At 61.4% G+C, this 16177-nt stretch carries 10 protein-coding genes; 4 read left to right on the top strand and 6 right to left on the bottom strand.

The window, feature by feature from the left end:
• Window positions 1–10: 10 nt before the first annotated feature.
• The 5 genes from D1820_RS00520 to D1820_RS00500 form a co-directional block, all read right to left on the bottom strand.
• Entirely contained in the window at window positions 11–1798 is a 1788-nt protein-coding gene (locus D1820_RS00520; RefSeq protein WP_118067519.1) for a penicillin-binding protein 2, read from the bottom strand.
• On the bottom strand, window positions 1795–2169 hold the full coding sequence (locus D1820_RS00515; RefSeq protein WP_096870910.1) for a cell division protein FtsL: 375 nt from the start codon (window positions 2167–2169) through the stop codon (window positions 1795–1797). Before D1820_RS00515 ends, D1820_RS00520 begins: the two co-directional genes overlap by 4 nt.
• Entirely contained in the window at window positions 2166–3173 is a 1008-nt protein-coding gene (rsmH, locus tag D1820_RS00510) for a 16S rRNA (cytosine(1402)-N(4))-methyltransferase RsmH (RefSeq protein ID WP_118067518.1), read from the bottom strand. Before rsmH ends, D1820_RS00515 begins: the two co-directional genes overlap by 4 nt.
• A gap of 3 nt (window positions 3174–3176) precedes the next feature.
• Entirely contained in the window at window positions 3177–3644 is a 468-nt protein-coding gene (gene mraZ, locus D1820_RS00505) for a division/cell wall cluster transcriptional repressor MraZ (RefSeq protein ID WP_254683339.1), read from the bottom strand.
• A gap of 825 nt (window positions 3645–4469) precedes the next feature.
• Window positions 4470–5540: an Mrp/NBP35 family ATP-binding protein gene (locus D1820_RS00500; RefSeq protein WP_118069939.1), complete on the bottom strand. Its 1071-nt coding sequence runs from the start codon at window positions 5538–5540 to the stop codon at window positions 4470–4472.
• A 319-nt stretch (window positions 5541–5859) separates the two neighbouring features.
• On the opposite strand from D1820_RS00500, the gene D1820_RS00495 reads away from it, so the two are divergent.
• A complete protein-coding gene (locus D1820_RS00495) occupies window positions 5860–6078 on the top strand; it encodes a DUF1127 domain-containing protein (RefSeq protein WP_014874065.1) in 219 nt (72 codons plus the stop codon).
• 355 nt (window positions 6079–6433) lie between these two features.
• Here D1820_RS00495 and D1820_RS00490 read toward each other — a convergent pair whose 3' ends face one another.
• Window positions 6434–8797, bottom strand: a complete 2364-nt coding sequence (locus D1820_RS00490; protein WP_118069937.1) for an ATP-dependent helicase — start codon at window positions 8795–8797, stop codon at window positions 6434–6436.
• Between the two features lie 234 nt (window positions 8798–9031).
• Between D1820_RS00490 and D1820_RS00485 the strand changes: the two genes are divergently transcribed.
• The 3 genes from D1820_RS00485 (at window position 9032) to D1820_RS00475 (ending at window position 16119) form a co-directional block, all read left to right on the top strand.
• Window positions 9032–10825: a sensor domain-containing diguanylate cyclase gene (locus D1820_RS00485; RefSeq protein ID WP_118067516.1), complete on the top strand. Its 1794-nt coding sequence runs from the start codon at window positions 9032–9034 to the stop codon at window positions 10823–10825.
• A gap of 521 nt (window positions 10826–11346) precedes the next feature.
• Window positions 11347–12552, top strand: coding sequence for an alpha-hydroxy acid oxidase (locus D1820_RS00480; RefSeq protein ID WP_118067515.1), 1206 nt, complete (start codon window positions 11347–11349; stop codon window positions 12550–12552).
• Window positions 12553–12678: 126 nt separating this feature from the next.
• Window positions 12679–16119 carry a pyruvate carboxylase gene (locus D1820_RS00475; protein ID WP_118067514.1) on the top strand — a complete coding sequence of 1147 codons (3441 nt, stop codon included), beginning with the start codon at window positions 12679–12681 and terminating at the stop codon, window positions 16117–16119.
• Window positions 16120–16177: the final 58 nt, after the last annotated feature.

The raw sequence follows: 16177 nt of genomic DNA, 5'->3' as shown, positions 1-16177 counted from the left end.
CCCCACCTGTTCAGTTTGAGGTGAGGGTTATAGCAGCAAGCCCATCGGGTTCAACTTGTGGTCTGAGCCCCAGAAGCGGCGCAACGCGGCCGATCATTTCACCCGCAACCGGCACAGCTGTCCAGCCTGCGGTGCGGCGCTCCTCACCATGGGCAATGACCGACGGTTCATCCAGCGTCACAACCAGCACATATTTCGGATCATGGGCCGGGAACATGGCAGCAAAGGTGGCGATGACCTTGCTCTCGTAGTAGCCGCCACGGGGTTTGGGCTTATCAGCGGTGCCGGTCTTGCCGCCGACCTGATAGCCGGGCACCTCGCCAAAACTGGCGGTCCCGCTGGTCACGACCTTGCGCAGCATCGCGCGGGCCTGACCGGCAGCCTCCGGTGACATCACCCTGTGGCCCAGCTGTGGCCCCTTCTGGCGCAGGATAGTGGGGGCAACATATTGGCCGCCATTGGCAATCGCCGCATAACCCGCCGCCAGATGCATCGGGCTGGTGGACAGCCCATGGCCATAGGAAATCGTCACCGTGCTCAGCTCCCCCCATTTGCGGGGTTTCAGCGGTTTGCCGCCTGCCGCCTCGGCGATCTCAATCGGGGTGGGCTCAAACATGCCCATCGCGCGCAGGAAATCCTGCTGACGCTGCGCGCCAATCTGCAAGGCCAGCCGCCCGGTGCCCCGGTTGGAGCTGTTGACGATAATGTCGGCGACACTCAGCTTGCCATAGTTCTTGTTGTGAAACTCACCAATCGGGAAACGCCCGATCCGCATTGGACCGGAGGTGTCGATAATAGTCTCGGAATTCACAATCCCCAGATCAACCGCCTGTGCCGCCGTGAAAATCTTGAAGGTGGAGCCGAGTTCATAGACGCCCTGCACCGCGCGGTTGAACAGCGGGCTGGTGGAGGGATCAAAGCCGGAGGTGGGCGGACGCGGGCGGTCATTGGGATCAAAATCCGGCAGCGACACGACAGAGATCACCTCGCCGGTGTGGACGTCCATCAGGATCGAGGTCGCCCCCTTGGCGTTCATCAGCTTCATGCCACCATAAAGCACCCGTTCGGAGGCGGCCTGTACCGTCAGATCCAGCGACAACTGCAGGGGACGCCCGCCATTGGCCGGATCGCGCAGATAATCGTCAAACTGCTTCTCGACACCCGCGACACCGATCACCTCGGCGGCGCTGACGCCTTCCTTGCCGAAACCGGCCCCGCCCAGCACATGCGCCGCGACGCTGCCATTGGGATAAAGCCGCATCTCGCGGGGGCCAAACAGCAGGCCGGGATCACCGATATCATGCACCGCCTGTTTTTGCTCGGGGCTGATTTTCTTCTTGATCCAGATAAACTTACGCTTACCGGTGAAGTCACCGACCAGCCGCTCCAGCTCCAGGTCAGGGAAGATTTCAACCAGACGCCGCGCGGCCCCTTCCGGGTCCACCATCTGCGGCGGTTGTGCATAGAGCGAATGGGTTTCAAAGTTGGTCGCCAGAATGCGGCCCTTGCGGTCGACGATATCGGCGCGTTGCATGGCGATGGCGCTGCCGGGCGCGCTGGCGATTGGCTCAACCGGTTCGGAGGTGGCCAGTGTCGCCATCCGCGCGCCAATCGCGGTGAAGGCGCAGAGGAAAAACATCCCCAGCACCAGCAGCCGCCCCTCGGCGCGCTGGCGGGATTGGGTCTGCATTTCCGCATGGCGCTGGCGCAGGTTTTCCCGTTCGATGGCATCCGGGTTTTCGCCGCGCGCGCGCGCGGTCAGGATCCGGGCCAAGGGGCGCAGCGGCGTGCGGATCATGGCTGCGTCCCCGTTGCTGTCTGGCCATTGGCCCCAAGCGCGGAAACCTCAACCCCGTTGGTGAAATCCAGCAGTTCATCCTCCTGCGGGGGATAGGCAACCTCATCCACGCGGCCAAATTGCTCCGGGCGCAGCGGCAGCAGGCTGAGGCGATCAAAGTTCAGCTCCGCCAGTTCGCGCAGGCGATCCGGGCGGTTGAGATAGGCCCATTCGGCGCGCAACACACTAAGTCGGACCTGCGAGGCACCGATCTGGCGTTGCAGGCTGCGGGTTTCCTTCAGCACCTGCTGAGTGGTGTAATTCTCGCGGTAAGCCCAGAACGCCAACCCAAAGACAGCCAGGCAGGTGGCGATATAAAGCAGCGTCTTCATGAGCGTTTGTCTCTCCCCTGCGCCTGCTTCAGCTGGGGCATGCCGATGTCCTTGGCGCTGATTGCAATCGGCGCGGCCTCGGTGCGGCGTCCAACCCGCAGGCGTGCAGAGCGGGAGCGCGGGTTTTCGGCCAGTTCCTCGTCATCGGGGCCCACCGCCTTGCGGGTGACCAGTGTGAACTGCGAGGGGGTTTCCTCCACCTCGGGCGCATAACGGTTGGCGCGGCCGGTCTTGCCCGCGCGATGCTGGAAGAAGCGTTTGACCATGCGATCTTCGATCGAATGAAACGTCACCACGGCCAGCAATCCGCCAGGCTTCAGCGCGCGCTCGGCAGCCAGAAGCCCCTCGAACAACTCCTCGTATTCGGCGTTCACCGCGATGCGCAGCCCCTGAAAGCTGCGGGTGGCGGGATGTGACTGGCCGGGTTTGGAGCGCGGCAGGCAGCCTTCGATAATGCCAGCCAGTTGCAGCGTCGTGGTGATCGGCGCCTCGGTGCGGGCCTTGACGATGGCGCGGGCAATACGACGGCTGGCGCGTTCTTCACCGAAGAGAAACAGAATATCGGCCAGCGCCGCCTCATCTAGTTCCGCGACGAGATCGGCGGCGGAGGGGCCATCCTGCGACATCCGCATATCCAGCGGCCCGTCACGCATGAAGGAAAAACCACGTTCGGCCAGATCCAGCTGCATGGAGGAAACACCAAGATCGAGGACGACGCCGTCGAGATCCTGCGCATAGTCGTCCATGCGGGAGAACACACCCTGTTGCAGGGTCAGGCGGCCAGCATAGTCGCCGATCCAGCTTTCGGCCATTTCAAAGGCCAGCGGATCGCGGTCGACGCCAATGACATGATCCGCGCCCGCCTCCAGCAGGCCACGGCTGTAGCCCCCGGCCCCAAAGGTGCCATCAAGCCAGCGCCCGGTGACCGGCGCCACCGCTTTCAGCAGCGAACGCAGAAGAACCGGTACGTGAGGACCGGTTGAGGTTGGGCGGTCCGTTGTCATGGATCAAGCGCCTCCGGCGCCGTCGAGGAGTTCCATCGGGTCGAAGTCCTCGGGCAGATCATCCATCCACTCCTCAGATTTCGCCAGCTCTTCCTCTTCATAGGTTTCAGGCTTCCAGATCTGGAATGTGTCGCCGGCCGCGATAAAGAACGCTTCGGCCTCCAGATCAATCTTGTTGCGCAGCTTCGCAGGCAGCACCAGGCGCCCGGTTTCATCCACATTGGTCGGGAAGGACTGACCATGGAACATGCGCTGCAACATTTTGCGCGGCATTGAGCCCCGCGGCAAGGCGTCGATTTTGGCGTCGACTTCCGCGATCGCCTCCATCGTGTAACATTCGAGAAAATTGCGGCGCTGGTCGCCGTAGACGATCACCAGTTCGGGGTTGCCGCCGGACTGCCAGTTGGGATCGCCCGCCTCCAGAACACGGCGAAAGGAGGCCGGAATCGAGACCCGCCCCTTTGTATCCACCTTATGGTGGCTTTCACCTCTGAACCTACGGCCCAATCTATCGTCCCTTTTTTCAGCGTCCCTCGTGCCGAAGCGATCCCCAGAAGCAAAAGGGGCGGGCTGATCTGCTGCCACTGATCAACCCGCCTCCCTAATCCCGACATGCGGGGTGTCCGACTGCGCGCGCCACCTGGGGGGATGTCTGCTCGCTCGCGCGCCGGATCTCTCTATTTTCGATGAAAGCGAAGGCCTGTATGAAACCTGCTTCTTAGTAGTCTTGGTTGGGGTCGTTTGGTGCCCCTGCTCTTCGTCTCATTCGATAAACTAGGGATACTATGGGAAAACGTGGGCCACAACTGTTTTCTGTGGACCCTCCCGTCGCATGTAGATAATGCCGCGCCGATTCTACGGAGAGAAATCGATGATATCCCCACTGATAGATTAAGACATCGCAAAACCCACTACATATAGGTGCGGTCCCGGATGCGAAAAAAGTGCCATGATTTCCCAGATATTCTGCAAACAGATCAGGAGAATCAATGCGTTCTCCCTTCGTTCGCATAACTCCGTCCTTGCGGGACACTCAAAACGGCCTAATTTGGCCTATATCCCCGAATAATCGCACCGTAATGGCACAGTGATTCGGAACAGCGGCGGCAAAACGCGCTCACGCGCGCCCATAATTCCCCACCGGCCCCATGAATTCCCATGGCTCCCATAATTTCCCAGATAGCCCCTGATCGCCCAAAGCCAGCCCGGCGGTCGGGCTACTGTGAGACCCGACAACAGGGCTTGCAGGTGAGACCGGCCTTCAGCAGGCCGGTCGATTGGCGATCAGATAGTGTGTCAGGCCATACCGCCGCGGATCAGCCCTTCGGCCATTTTGGCGTAGGCCTGCGCCATCGCACCGTCACCGGCCGCAATCGGCGTGCCATTGTCGCCTGCCAACCGGGTTTCAAGATCAATCGGCAGCGCGCCCAACAGCGGCACGCCAAGGCGCTCCGCCTCCGCAGCGACCCCACCATGGCCAAAGATGTGATGCTCGCCACCGCAGTCCGGGCAGGCGAAGAAGGACATATTCTCAATCAGGCCCAGCACGGGGGTCTTTAGGGTGTTAAACATGTCGAGCGCTTTGCGGGCATCCAGGAGCGCCACATCTTGCGGCGTGGAAACCACGATGGCGCCGGACAGCTCCGCCTTGGTGCAGAGGGTCAGCTGCACATCGCCGGTGCCAGGCGGTAGGTCCACGATCAGCACGTCGAGTTCACCCCAGTTCACCTGCCCCAGCATCTGCTGCAACGCGCCCATCAGCATCGGGCCGCGCCAGACAACGGCCTTGGCCTCATCCACCATGAAGCCGATGGACATCAAAGTGACGCCATGGGCGTGCAGCGGTTCAATGATTTTGCCATCCGGGCTGGCGGGGCGGCCACTGGCGCCCATCATGCGCGGCTGGCTCGGTCCATATATATCCGCATCCAGCAACCCCACCTTGCGGCCCTGCCGCGTCAGAGCCACGGCGAGATTGGCGCTGACGGTGGATTTGCCCACGCCGCCCTTGCCCGAACCAATCGCGAGAATGCGTTTGACACCACTGGGTTTCAGCGGCCCCTGCTGCGGTTTGGGATGGCCGCCCAGTTTCAGGGTCGGCGCCGGTTTGGCGACCGCGTCCGCATGAGCGGTCAGTGCAGCGGACACGCTGTCCACCCCCGGCAAGGCCAGAACAGTGGCCTCCGCAGCGCGGCGCAGCGGCTCCATCTGGGCGGCGATCTGCGGATTGGGGGCCTCGATCACGAAACTGACGCGCCCGCCATCGACCATCACCGCGCGCAGCATGTCACGTGAGACCAGCGAGCCGCCATCTGGCAGCTGCAGCCGCGCAAGGGCGTCGCGAATCTCTTCCTGGGTGGGGGTCATGGCCGGTCTCCTCATGGTTTCCAGCCATATAAGACCTGCCGCGACCAAGCCCAAGGCCGCATTGCGATGAGAGACCGCGCCGATCAAGGCAGGCGCCATGGCACGCCGGTTCACGCCCTGCCCGGTTTTTGAGCGCCTGACCGCTCCTTGATGCATAACTCAGCAGGATCAACCCCGTTTCCCTTAGGAAACCCATGCATTTGCTGCATAGCAGAAATGCCCCTTTCAGGGATTGTGCGCTCGCAGCATTATCATATTTATGGGGTCAAGCGAGGCCGGGAACGGCCAGACACACACATAGACGTTAAGGACAACACCGATGGCCGCTGTTGATAATATGACAACCCGTAAAGGCGCTCTGGCCTTCAGCCCGCGCGCCGTGTTTGACGAACTGAAAGGCAAGATTGCACGCTACCGCCTGTACCGCCAGACCATGAATGAGCTGTCGACGCTCTCTGGTCGCGAACTGGCAGATCTGGGGCTGAGCCGCTCCATGCTGCGCAGCGTTGCCTATGAGGCCGCCTACGGCACGAAATAAAGAGTTCAGGCTCTCTTCTCCTCCTCCCTTGAGGGCCTGTAATCGCGGTGACATCCTCCTCCTCCCTGATGTCACCGCACCCTATACCGGCGTCATAGCCGGATCCTGATACACCATGCCTCCTCCTCCCTGATGGTATGGTGTTGCACAGAACGGCGGTGCCCTCCTCCTCCCTGGCACCGCCGTTTTTTTGTGCCTTATGGCCTGCACCGCAGTCCCTCCCATTGATCACGGGCCGCAAAAAAGGCGCCGACAGAATGTCGACGCCTGATCTGTTGTGACTGCTATGTCGGCCCTCTTCACTGCGACGACCAATAGATGTGATCCATCACGGCAAGGCCCACCGAGGCGTGGATTAAAAGGGCACGTCCTCCGCTGCGGAGACAAAGCGGGCGACGACTTTCTTGGTGCCAGCCTTCTCGAAATCCACCTCCAGCTTGTCGCCTTCGATCCCGGTGATCGCCCCATAGCCAAACTTCTGGTGAAACACCCGCTCCCCGACCATGAAGGCGGATGTCGCGGTGAGGTCGATGACGCTGGATTTGCTTTCCTTGGGCTGTGACAGACCACGCTCACCGGCGCGGGACTGCATGCGCTTCCAGCCGGGCGAGTTGTACCCGTCGGCGGCTGCCATGCGATCCTCAATCGTGGGGCGCACCGCCCCACCACCACCGCCGGGGGCCGCAGCCCCGTAGCCGCCACCATAAAGACCGGGCGGGGTCAGCACCTCCACATGTTCTTCCGGCAGCTCATCAATGAAGCGGGAGGGCAGCTGTGACTGCCATTGCCCAAAGACGCGGCGATTGCCGGCAAAGGAGATCGTGCAGATTTCCTCGGCCCGGGTGATGCCGACATAGGCCAGGCGGCGCTCCTCCTCGAGGCCCTTCAGGCCGCTTTCATCCATGGAGCGCTGCGAGGGAAACAGGCCATCCTCCCAGCCGGGCAAGAACACAGCCGGAAATTCCAACCCTTTGGCGGCGTGTAGCGTCATGATCGACACCTTTTGGGCGGCGTCCTGTTTGTCATTATCCATGATCAGACTGACATGTTCGAGGAAGCCTTGCAGGTTTTCAAACGCCTCCAGCGCCTTCACCAGTTCCTTGAGGTTTTCCAGACGCCCCGGCGAATCCGGGTTTTTGTCGGTCTGCCACATGGTGGTGTAGCCGCTTTCATCCAGAATGGTTTCGGCCAGCTCCATATGGGTCATATCCGCATCCCCCGCCAGACGCCCCCAGCGGGCAAGGTCAGTGACCAGCTGGCGCAGCGCATTGCCACCCTTGCCCTTGATCTGGCCGGATTCGACCGCAAGCCGCGCGCCCTCCACCAGGGAGACGCCATTGCTGCGCGCCATGGTCTGAATGGTCTGCTGCGCCTTATCGCCAAGGCCCCGCTTCGGCGTGTTGACGATCCGCTCAAAGGCAAGGTCATCGTCAGCACTGACCACCAGCCGGAAATAGGCCATGGCATCGCGAATTTCGAGCCGCTCATAAAAGCGTGGCCCGCCAATGACCCGGTACGGCAGGCCGATGGTCAGAAAGCGGTCCTCAAAGGCGCGCATCTGATGCGAGGCCCGCACGAGGATGGCCATATTGTTAAGATCGACCGGCGCCAGACCACGGGTGCCGCGCTGCATCGCCTCAATCTCCTCGCCGATCCAGCGGGCTTCCTCTTCGCCGTCCCAATGACCGATCAGCCGGACCTTCTCGCCGCCGCGCGCCTCAGTCCACAGCTCCTTGCCCAGACGGCCGGAATTGCCACGGATCACACCGGAGGCCGCGCTGAGAATATGTTCGGTCGAGCGGTAGTTTTGTTCCAGCCGCACCACATTGGCGCCGGGAAAATCCTTTTCAAACCGCAGGATATTGCCCACCTCTGCACCGCGCCAGCCATAGATCGACTGATCATCGTCACCGACGCAGCAGATGTTCTTATGCGCGCCCGCCAGCAGCCGCAGCCAGAGATACTGCGCCACGTTGGTATCCTGATACTCGTCCACCATGATAAAGCGGAACCAGCGTTGGTACTGCTCCAGCACATCCGGATTATCCTGAAAGATGGTGACCATATGCAGCAGTAGGTCGCCAAAATCGACCGCGTTCAGATCCTTTAGCCGCGCCTGATACTGAGCATAGAAATCCACGCCGCGATGGTTGTAGGCACTGGCATCGGAGACCGGCACCTTAGACGGCGTCAGCGCCCGGTTTTTCCAATCGTCAATGACGCCCGCCAGCATCCGCGCGGGCCAGCGTTTGTCATCAATGCCTTCCGCCTTGATCAGCTGTTTCAGCAGGCGGATCTGATCATCGGTATCCAGAATGGTGAAATTGGATTTGAGCCCGACCAATTCGGCATGGCGGCGCAGCAGTTTCACGCAGATCGAGTGGAAGGTGCCAAGCCAGGGCATCCCCTCAACCGCCTGCCCCAACATGCCTGCAACCCGCTCCTTCATCTCGCGCGCGGCCTTGTTGGTAAAGGTCACGGCAAGGATCTCGTTTGGTTTGGCGGTGCCCGTGGTTAGAAGATGCACGATGCGCGCAGTCAGCGCCTTGGTCTTGCCGGTGCCGGCCCCGGCCAGCATCAGCACAGGTCCCTCCAGGCATTCAACGGCGGCCCGCTGTGCCGGGTTCAGCCCGTCGAGATACGGCATCGGCCGCGCTGCCATGGCGCGCGCGGACAGCGAGATCCCCTCATAGGGGTCGATATCGTCAAAACTGCTCATGAGCGGGACATTAGCGCGATTCAATCCCGGCGGAAAGAGGGCGTTCACAGTCTGTTCCACCCTAATATCATGGCAGGTCATGTCCGCTTTGCGGCGTTATCTGTGGGCACTCTGGCCCCCTTAAGACGGCCAGACACTGAGGCGTTAACGTTTTCTAAAACACCGTCAGCCATGTTGATTCACCTATGGGTTGTTATTGATTGACCAAGTACCAGTGGGGCAGACCAGCATATTATGAACACTGCATTGACCTCAAGCATTGCGGAGAAAATCCGCAGCCTGTCCCTGCTGCTCATGCTGATTGCAGCCGCTGTGGTATCGATCTGGGCAGTGCTGGCGGTGCCCGGCCCGGTTGTCGATAAAATGCTGGAGGCGGACATCCGCAAGCAGGCCGAACTGTGGCAACGCCGCGTGACCCTACATATGGCCAACGCCGAAAAAGCCTTTGAAGAGGGGATCATCCAGCCTCAGGATGCCGCGTTGCTGACCTTGTTCACCGAGGAGACGGATGTCTATCGCTATCGCCTCCTGACCAGCGCGGGAGAGATTTTCTGGTCATCGCGCAGTGATGAAATCGGGGAATTTGAGGCCAACGTCTTCTTTTCGACCCAGGTGTCCCGCGGTGAAGTCTACTACAACAGTAGAACGGTTCCCGCGTTTGAGATCGACGATTCCCCGCTCAGCGACAGCTACGACGAGGGGATCACCCGAGAGGTTGCCCGCATCTACGTACCGCTTATGCACAATGGTCATTTCGACGGCGCGATTGATTTCCATACGGATATCACCGACCTGCGAGACACCTTCATACAGCTGGCCCGGCTTTCGGTTGCCCTGTTGACCGGCGTTGCGCTGCTGGCAATGACAATTGCCGTCTATGTTATTTTCAAATCGAACCGTTTCCGCATGAACCAGCTGCGTCAGCGCAGCGAAACCGAACGTGAAATTCTGGACGAACAGCTGCGGTTGGCCCGCGAGGTCCAGCTGCTGGGGGAGCTGAACGAATGGCTGCAATCCAGCCGCTCGCTGGATGAGCTGTTTGACATGGTTGCGCGTTTCATGACCCATATTCTGCCAACGGCCGAAGGCAGCGTTTATGTCTACTCCAACTCACGCGATGTACTGGACGGCTGCGCCAGCTGGAATGGCGGCACCCACAAAGATCACATTCACCCGGAAGAATGCTGGGGGTTGCGCCGTGGCCGCACCTATGAATTTGGCGCCTCGGAGATTGATTTTGTCTGCGAACATGCCGAACCCCATGATGGTCGCGCCTATTACTGCTTCCCGATCCTTGCGCATGGCGAAACTGTTGGCCTGATGCATCTGCGCGCCCTGAGTGACGTCACTGAAGAATTCACACAGAGCAAGAAACTGGCCCAGATGTGTGCGGAACAGATTTCCATGGCCATCGCCAATGTGCGGATGCGCGATCAACTGCATGATCAATCCGTGCGTGACCCGCTGACGGGCCTGTTCAATCGACGCCATATGACCGAAACCCTGCGCAAGTGCATCAATGCCAGCCAGAAATCGGGCATCCCACTCAGCCTGATCGCGGTGGATGTGGATCACTTCAAGAAATTCAATGACAACCATGGTCACGATGCCGGGGATATGGTTCTGCGCGCCGTCGGCTCGGTGCTCGAGCAGGCCTGCGACGGCGAGGAGGTGGCCTGCCGTCCGGGCGGCGAGGAATTCACCCTGATCCTGCCCGGCGCCAGCCAGGAAGACGTCATGACCAAGGCCGAGCTGCTGCGCCAGGCGGTGGAGGCCATTGTGGTGCGCTACGGGGAAAAGGCGCTGCCAGGAATTTCGATCTCCCTTGGGGTGGCGCATTACCCGCGTCACGGCACCATGCCACAGGACCTGCTGCGGGCCTCGGATGAGGCACTCTATGAGGCGAAGGCAAAGGGGCGCAATCAGGTCTGTGTCGCCTCCTCAGCCGAACAGGCCCCGCGCGACCCCGGCGCGCAAAAAGGCCTGTCCACATCTCCAAAACCCGACGGTCCGATCGCCGCCGAATGAGGCGATTGCGCGTGACCAAGGAGTCGGGCCATCGCGCCCCTTGACCCGGCCAGCTGCGATCTACCGCGCAAGCTCAGCCGCCGCGATCTCGCGACCTAACCCCTGCCCCGCTGCCCAGCCTCTACCGTTCAATGCGCGCGGCGGTCGTGTGCCTCCCTTGCGCCTGAGACATATGTTCCACCATTGAGTGACACGGCAGCAGCGAGCAAAGATCCGCAAGGGCCGCTGAGGCAAAGGAGACGCCTGCAACACTCAGATGGTTTTCTTGCGCAGCTGACTCGGCCCCTGCAAGCATACAGGTCAGTATGCCCAATGCTCTGGCCCGGCACCTGCCGCACGCGACCGGTATCATGTCACAAATAGCGAAACGCGGGCGGCGGCGGGCCTGGATGAGCGCATGGCCGCATGGCCTCGCGCAGCCGCATGAGAGGGAACCAGACGGAACAGGCCCAGCACGAATAGTTACAAAATTGCTTCAAACCCGCACTCGGCACTAGACTTTTGCTGCAAGGCAGCGACAAATGCGCGGCATGGATCTGCACCAGCGTTATCCCGCTCTCAGTGACCTTCGCCAGCGCGCCCGGCGGCGCCTGCCGCGGTTCGTTTGGGAGTATCTGGACAGCGGCACCGGGATCGAGGCAACCAAGGCCCGCAACCGTGCTGCGCTGGATCAGCTGGGGTTTTCGCCGTCTATCCTGCATGGGCCTCAGCAGACCAATCTGAGCCGTCGCTTTCTGGGCGTTGACCGCCCGCTGCCGTTTGGTGTGGCACCGGTTGGCATGTCCGGGCTGATCTGGCCGGATGCGGAACGGTTGCTGGCGCGCTGCGCTGCGGCACAGGGCCTGCCCTATTGCCTGTCCACCGTCGCCAGCCAGTCACCCGAGGATCTGGTGAATGATCTGGGGGCCGCGCCGTGGTTCCAGCTCTACCCGCCGAAGGACCCTGACATCCGCCGCGATCTGCTGGCGCGCGCCAAGGCCGCCGGATTTGCCGGGCTGGTGCTGACCGTGGATGTGCCTGTCGCTTCCCGGCGGGAGCGGCAGACCCGCTCCGGACTGACGCAACCACTGCGGCTGACACCCCGGCTGCTGGCGCAGGTTGCCATGCGACCGGCCTGGGCAATGGGCATGGCGCGGCGTGGCCTGCCACATATGAGGACACTGGACAAATATGTGAGCGGAGCAGGCGCAAGCCTGTCATCCACAGCCCATGTCGGCTACCTGCTGCGCACCTCACCGGACTGGGATTATGTGCAGTGGCTGCGCGACCATTGGGATGGCCCGCTGATCATCAAGGGGGTGATGCGCGCCGAGGATGCAGCGCCGCTGGAGGCAATCGGCGCCGATGCGCTGTGGGTGTCCAACCATGCGGGTCGCCAATTCGACGCCGCACCCTCTACGATCGAGGCCCTGCCGGGCATTCGCGCCGCCACCCGCCTGCCGCTGATATTCGACAGCGGGATCGAGAGCGGGCTGGATATTTTGCGCGCGCTGGCGCTGGGGGCCGACTATGTGATGCTGGGCCGTGCCTTCCACTTTGCGCTCGCCGCACTTGGGCCACGGGGGCCGGATCATCTGGTGGATATTCTGCGCAAAGATCTGGAGGCCAATATGGGACAACTGGGCCTTGAGACACTGTCTGCGCTGCCCCAACCGCTGGCACTTGCGTCGTTTGCCACCCTGTTCACGACAAGTAGGTCCGATACGGACATAAATGCACCGCCATAAATGCGAATTATGCCGGTTTCTGGCCTCAGGTCAGCGCTATCACGCTGGTCATACCCAGAACTACGTCTATACCGGACCCTAATTTGCGCTTATCACTTCGCCAAACTGCACGACCCCGAGGACGCCATGACCGACTTCAAGAAAATCCTGATCGCCAACCGCGGCGAGATCGCCATCCGCGTCATGCGGGCAGCCAATGAGATGGGCAAGAAGACGGTGGCCGTCTATGCCGAAGAGGACAAGCTGGGCCTGCACCGGTTTAAGGCGGATGAAGCCTATCGGATCGGCGAAGGCATGGGGCCGGTTGCGGCCTATCTCTCGATTGACGAGATTATCCGTGTGGCCAAGGAATGTGGCGCCGATGCGATCCATCCCGGCTACGGCCTGCTGTCCGAAAACCCGGACTTTGTGGATGCCTGCGCGCGCAACGGCATTACCTTCATCGGGCCGAAGGCGGAAACTATGCGCGCCCTTGGCGACAAGGCTTCGGCGCGCCGCGTCGCGATTGAGGCCGATGTGCCTGTGATTCCGGCCACCGAAGTGCTGGGCAATGATATGGACGCGATCCGCAAGGAAGCGGCTGAGGTCGGCTACCCGCTGATGCTGAAGGCCTCCTGGGGTGGTGGTGGTCGTGGCATGCGCCCCATTCACAGCGAAGATGAGCTGGAAGAAAAAGTGCTGGAAGGCCGCCGTGAGGCAGAAGCCGCATTCGGCAATGGCGAGGGCTATCTGGAGAAGATGATCACCCGCGCCCGTCACGTTGAGGTGCAGATCCTTGGCGACAAACACGGTGAAATCTACCATCTTTATGAGCGGGACTGCTCCGTCCAGCGCCGCAATCAGAAAGTGGTTGAGCGCGCGCCTGCCCCCTATCTGACGGAGGAGCAGCGCGCCGAGATCTGCGATCTGGGCCGCAAGATCTGCCAGCATGTGAACTATGAATGCGCGGGCACCGTCGAATTCCTGATGGATATGAACGACGGCAAATTCTACTTCATTGAGGTAAACCCGCGGGTCCAGGTGGAACATACGGTCACCGAGGAAGTCACCGGTATCGACATCGTGCAGGCACAAATCCTGATCGCCGAGGGCAAGACCATTGCCGAGGCCACCGGAAAGGCATCGCAGGACGAAATCCGCCTCAACGGCCATGCGCTGCAAACACGGGTCACCACCGAGGATCCGCTCAACAACTTCATTCCCGACTATGGCCGCATCACCGCCTATCGCTCAGCCACCGGCATGGGCATCCGTCTGGATGGTGGCACCGCTTATGCGGGCGGGGTGATCACGCGCTACTACGATTCACTGCTGACCAAAGTAACGGCCAAAGCCCCCACCCCGGAGAAGGCGATTGCGCGGATGGATCGCGCGCTGCGCGAATTCCGGGTGCGCGGTGTCAGCACCAATATCGCCTTTGTCGAGAACCTGCTGAAACACCCGACCTTCCTGTCGAATGAATACACCACCAAATTCATCGACGAGACGCCGGAGCTGTTCCAGTTCGCCAAGCGCCGCGACCGGGGCACCAAAGTGCTGACCTATATCGCCGATATCTCGGTCAATGGTCATCCGGAGACCGAAGGCCGCGCTGCGCCCCATGCCGATCTGAAAGAGCCGCGCGCCCCCAAGGCGGATGCCGCAACGCAGCCCTATGGCACCCGCAACCTGCTGGAGCAAAAGGGCGCTCAGGCGGTGGCCGACTGGATGAAAGCACAGCGCCAGCTGCTGCTGACAGACACCACCATGCGCGACGGCCACCAGTCACTGCTGGCCACCCGGATGCGCAGCCATGACATGATCAAGGTGGCCCCGGCCTATGCGCAGAACCTCAGCCAGCTGTTCTCGGTTGAGTGCTGGGGCGGCGCGACATTCGACGTGGCCTATCGCTTCCTGCAGGAATGCCCCTGGCAGCGCCTGCGCGATCTGCGCGAGCGGATGCCGAACCTGATGACCCAGATGCTGCTGCGCGCCTCCAACGGCGTTGGCTACACCAACTATCCCGACAATGTGGTGCAGAGCTTTGTGAAGCAGGCCGCCACCGGCGTTGATGTGTTCCGGGTCTTTGACTCGCTGAACTGGGTTGAAAACATGCGTGTTGCGATGGATGCAGTCGTCGAGAGCGGCAAGATCTGCGAAGGCACCATCTGCTACACCGGCGATATCCTCGATCCGAACCGGGCCAAATACGACCTCAAGTATTATGTCGGCATGGCCAAGGAGCTGGAAGCCGCAGGCGCGCATATTCTGGGCCTGAAAGACATGGCGGGCCTGTTGAAGCCAGCGGCCGCCCGCCAGCTGGTCAAGGCGCTGAAGGAAGAGGTCGGCCTGCCGGTCCATTTCCACACCCATGACACCTCTGGTGTGGCCGGCGCCACCATTCTGGCAGCAGCGGACGCGGGTGTAGATGCTGTGGATGCAGCTATGGATGCCTTCAGTGGCGGCACCTCGCAGCCCTGCCTCGGCTCCATCGTTGAAGCGCTGCGCAACACCGACCGCGACACCGGCATCGACATCGCCGCCGTGCGCGAAATCTCCGGTTACTGGGAGCAGGTGCGGGCCCATTATGTGGCCTTCGAAAGCGGTCTCGCCGCGCCTGCGTCCGAGGTTTACCTGCACGAGATGCCCGGTGGTCAGTTCACCAACCTGAAAGCACAGGCCCGGTCGCTGGGTCTGGAAGAGAAATGGTCGGATGTGGCGCAGACCTATGCCGATGTGAACCAGATGTTTGGCGACATTGTGAAGGTGACGCCATCGTCCAAGGTGGTTGGCGATATGGCACTGATGATGGTGTCCCAAGGACTGACCCGTGACGATGTCGAGGATCCGAAGAGTGATGTGGCCTTCCCCGACTCGGTGGTCGACATGATGCGTGGCAATCTGGGCCAGCCTCCGGGCGGCTTCCCTGAGGGGATCGTGTCCAAGGTGCTGAAAGGCGATGCCCCCAATCTGGAACGCCCCGGCGCCCATCTCGCCCCCGTGGATCTGGAAGCGACCCGTGCCGAACTCTCCAAGGAGCTGGAAGGCAAAGAGGTCGATGACGAGGATCTGAACGGCTACCTGATGTATCCCAAGGTCTTCCTTGATTACATGGGCCGCCACCGGACCTATGGCCCAGTCCGCAGCCTGCCCACCCGCACCTTCTTCTACGGGATGGAACCGGGCGAGGAGATCACGGCAGAAATCGATCCCGGCAAGACGCTGGAAATCCGCCTGCAGGCGATTGGCGACACTGACGACAAGGGGGAGGTCAAAGTCTTCTTTGAACTGAACGGTCAGCCCCGCGTCATTCGCGTCCCGAACCGTCTCGTCAAGGCCACCACCCAGGCCAACCCGAAGGCCGAGCAGGGCAACCCCAATCACATCGGTGCGCCGATGCCGGGTGTTGTGGCCTCCGTTGCGGTGCAGGTTGGTCAGCCAGTGCATGAGGGCGACATGCTCTTGACAATCGAGGCGATGAAGATGGAGACCGGCATCCACGCCGAACGTGATGCGGTGGTGAAGGCCGTGCATGTCCAACCCGGTGATCAGATTGACGCCAAGGATCTGCTGATCGAGCTGGAATGATCGCCACCAACGCCTGTCACGGATGGCGGGCGCTGCGAATATCATATGAAGGCGTCCC

It is taken from the genome of Phaeobacter sp. LSS9 (assembly GCF_003443595.1).
GTDB classification, from domain to species: Bacteria; Pseudomonadota; Alphaproteobacteria; order Rhodobacterales; family Rhodobacteraceae; genus Phaeobacter; species Phaeobacter piscinae.
This window is presented reverse-complemented; position numbering and strand designations above follow the sequence as displayed.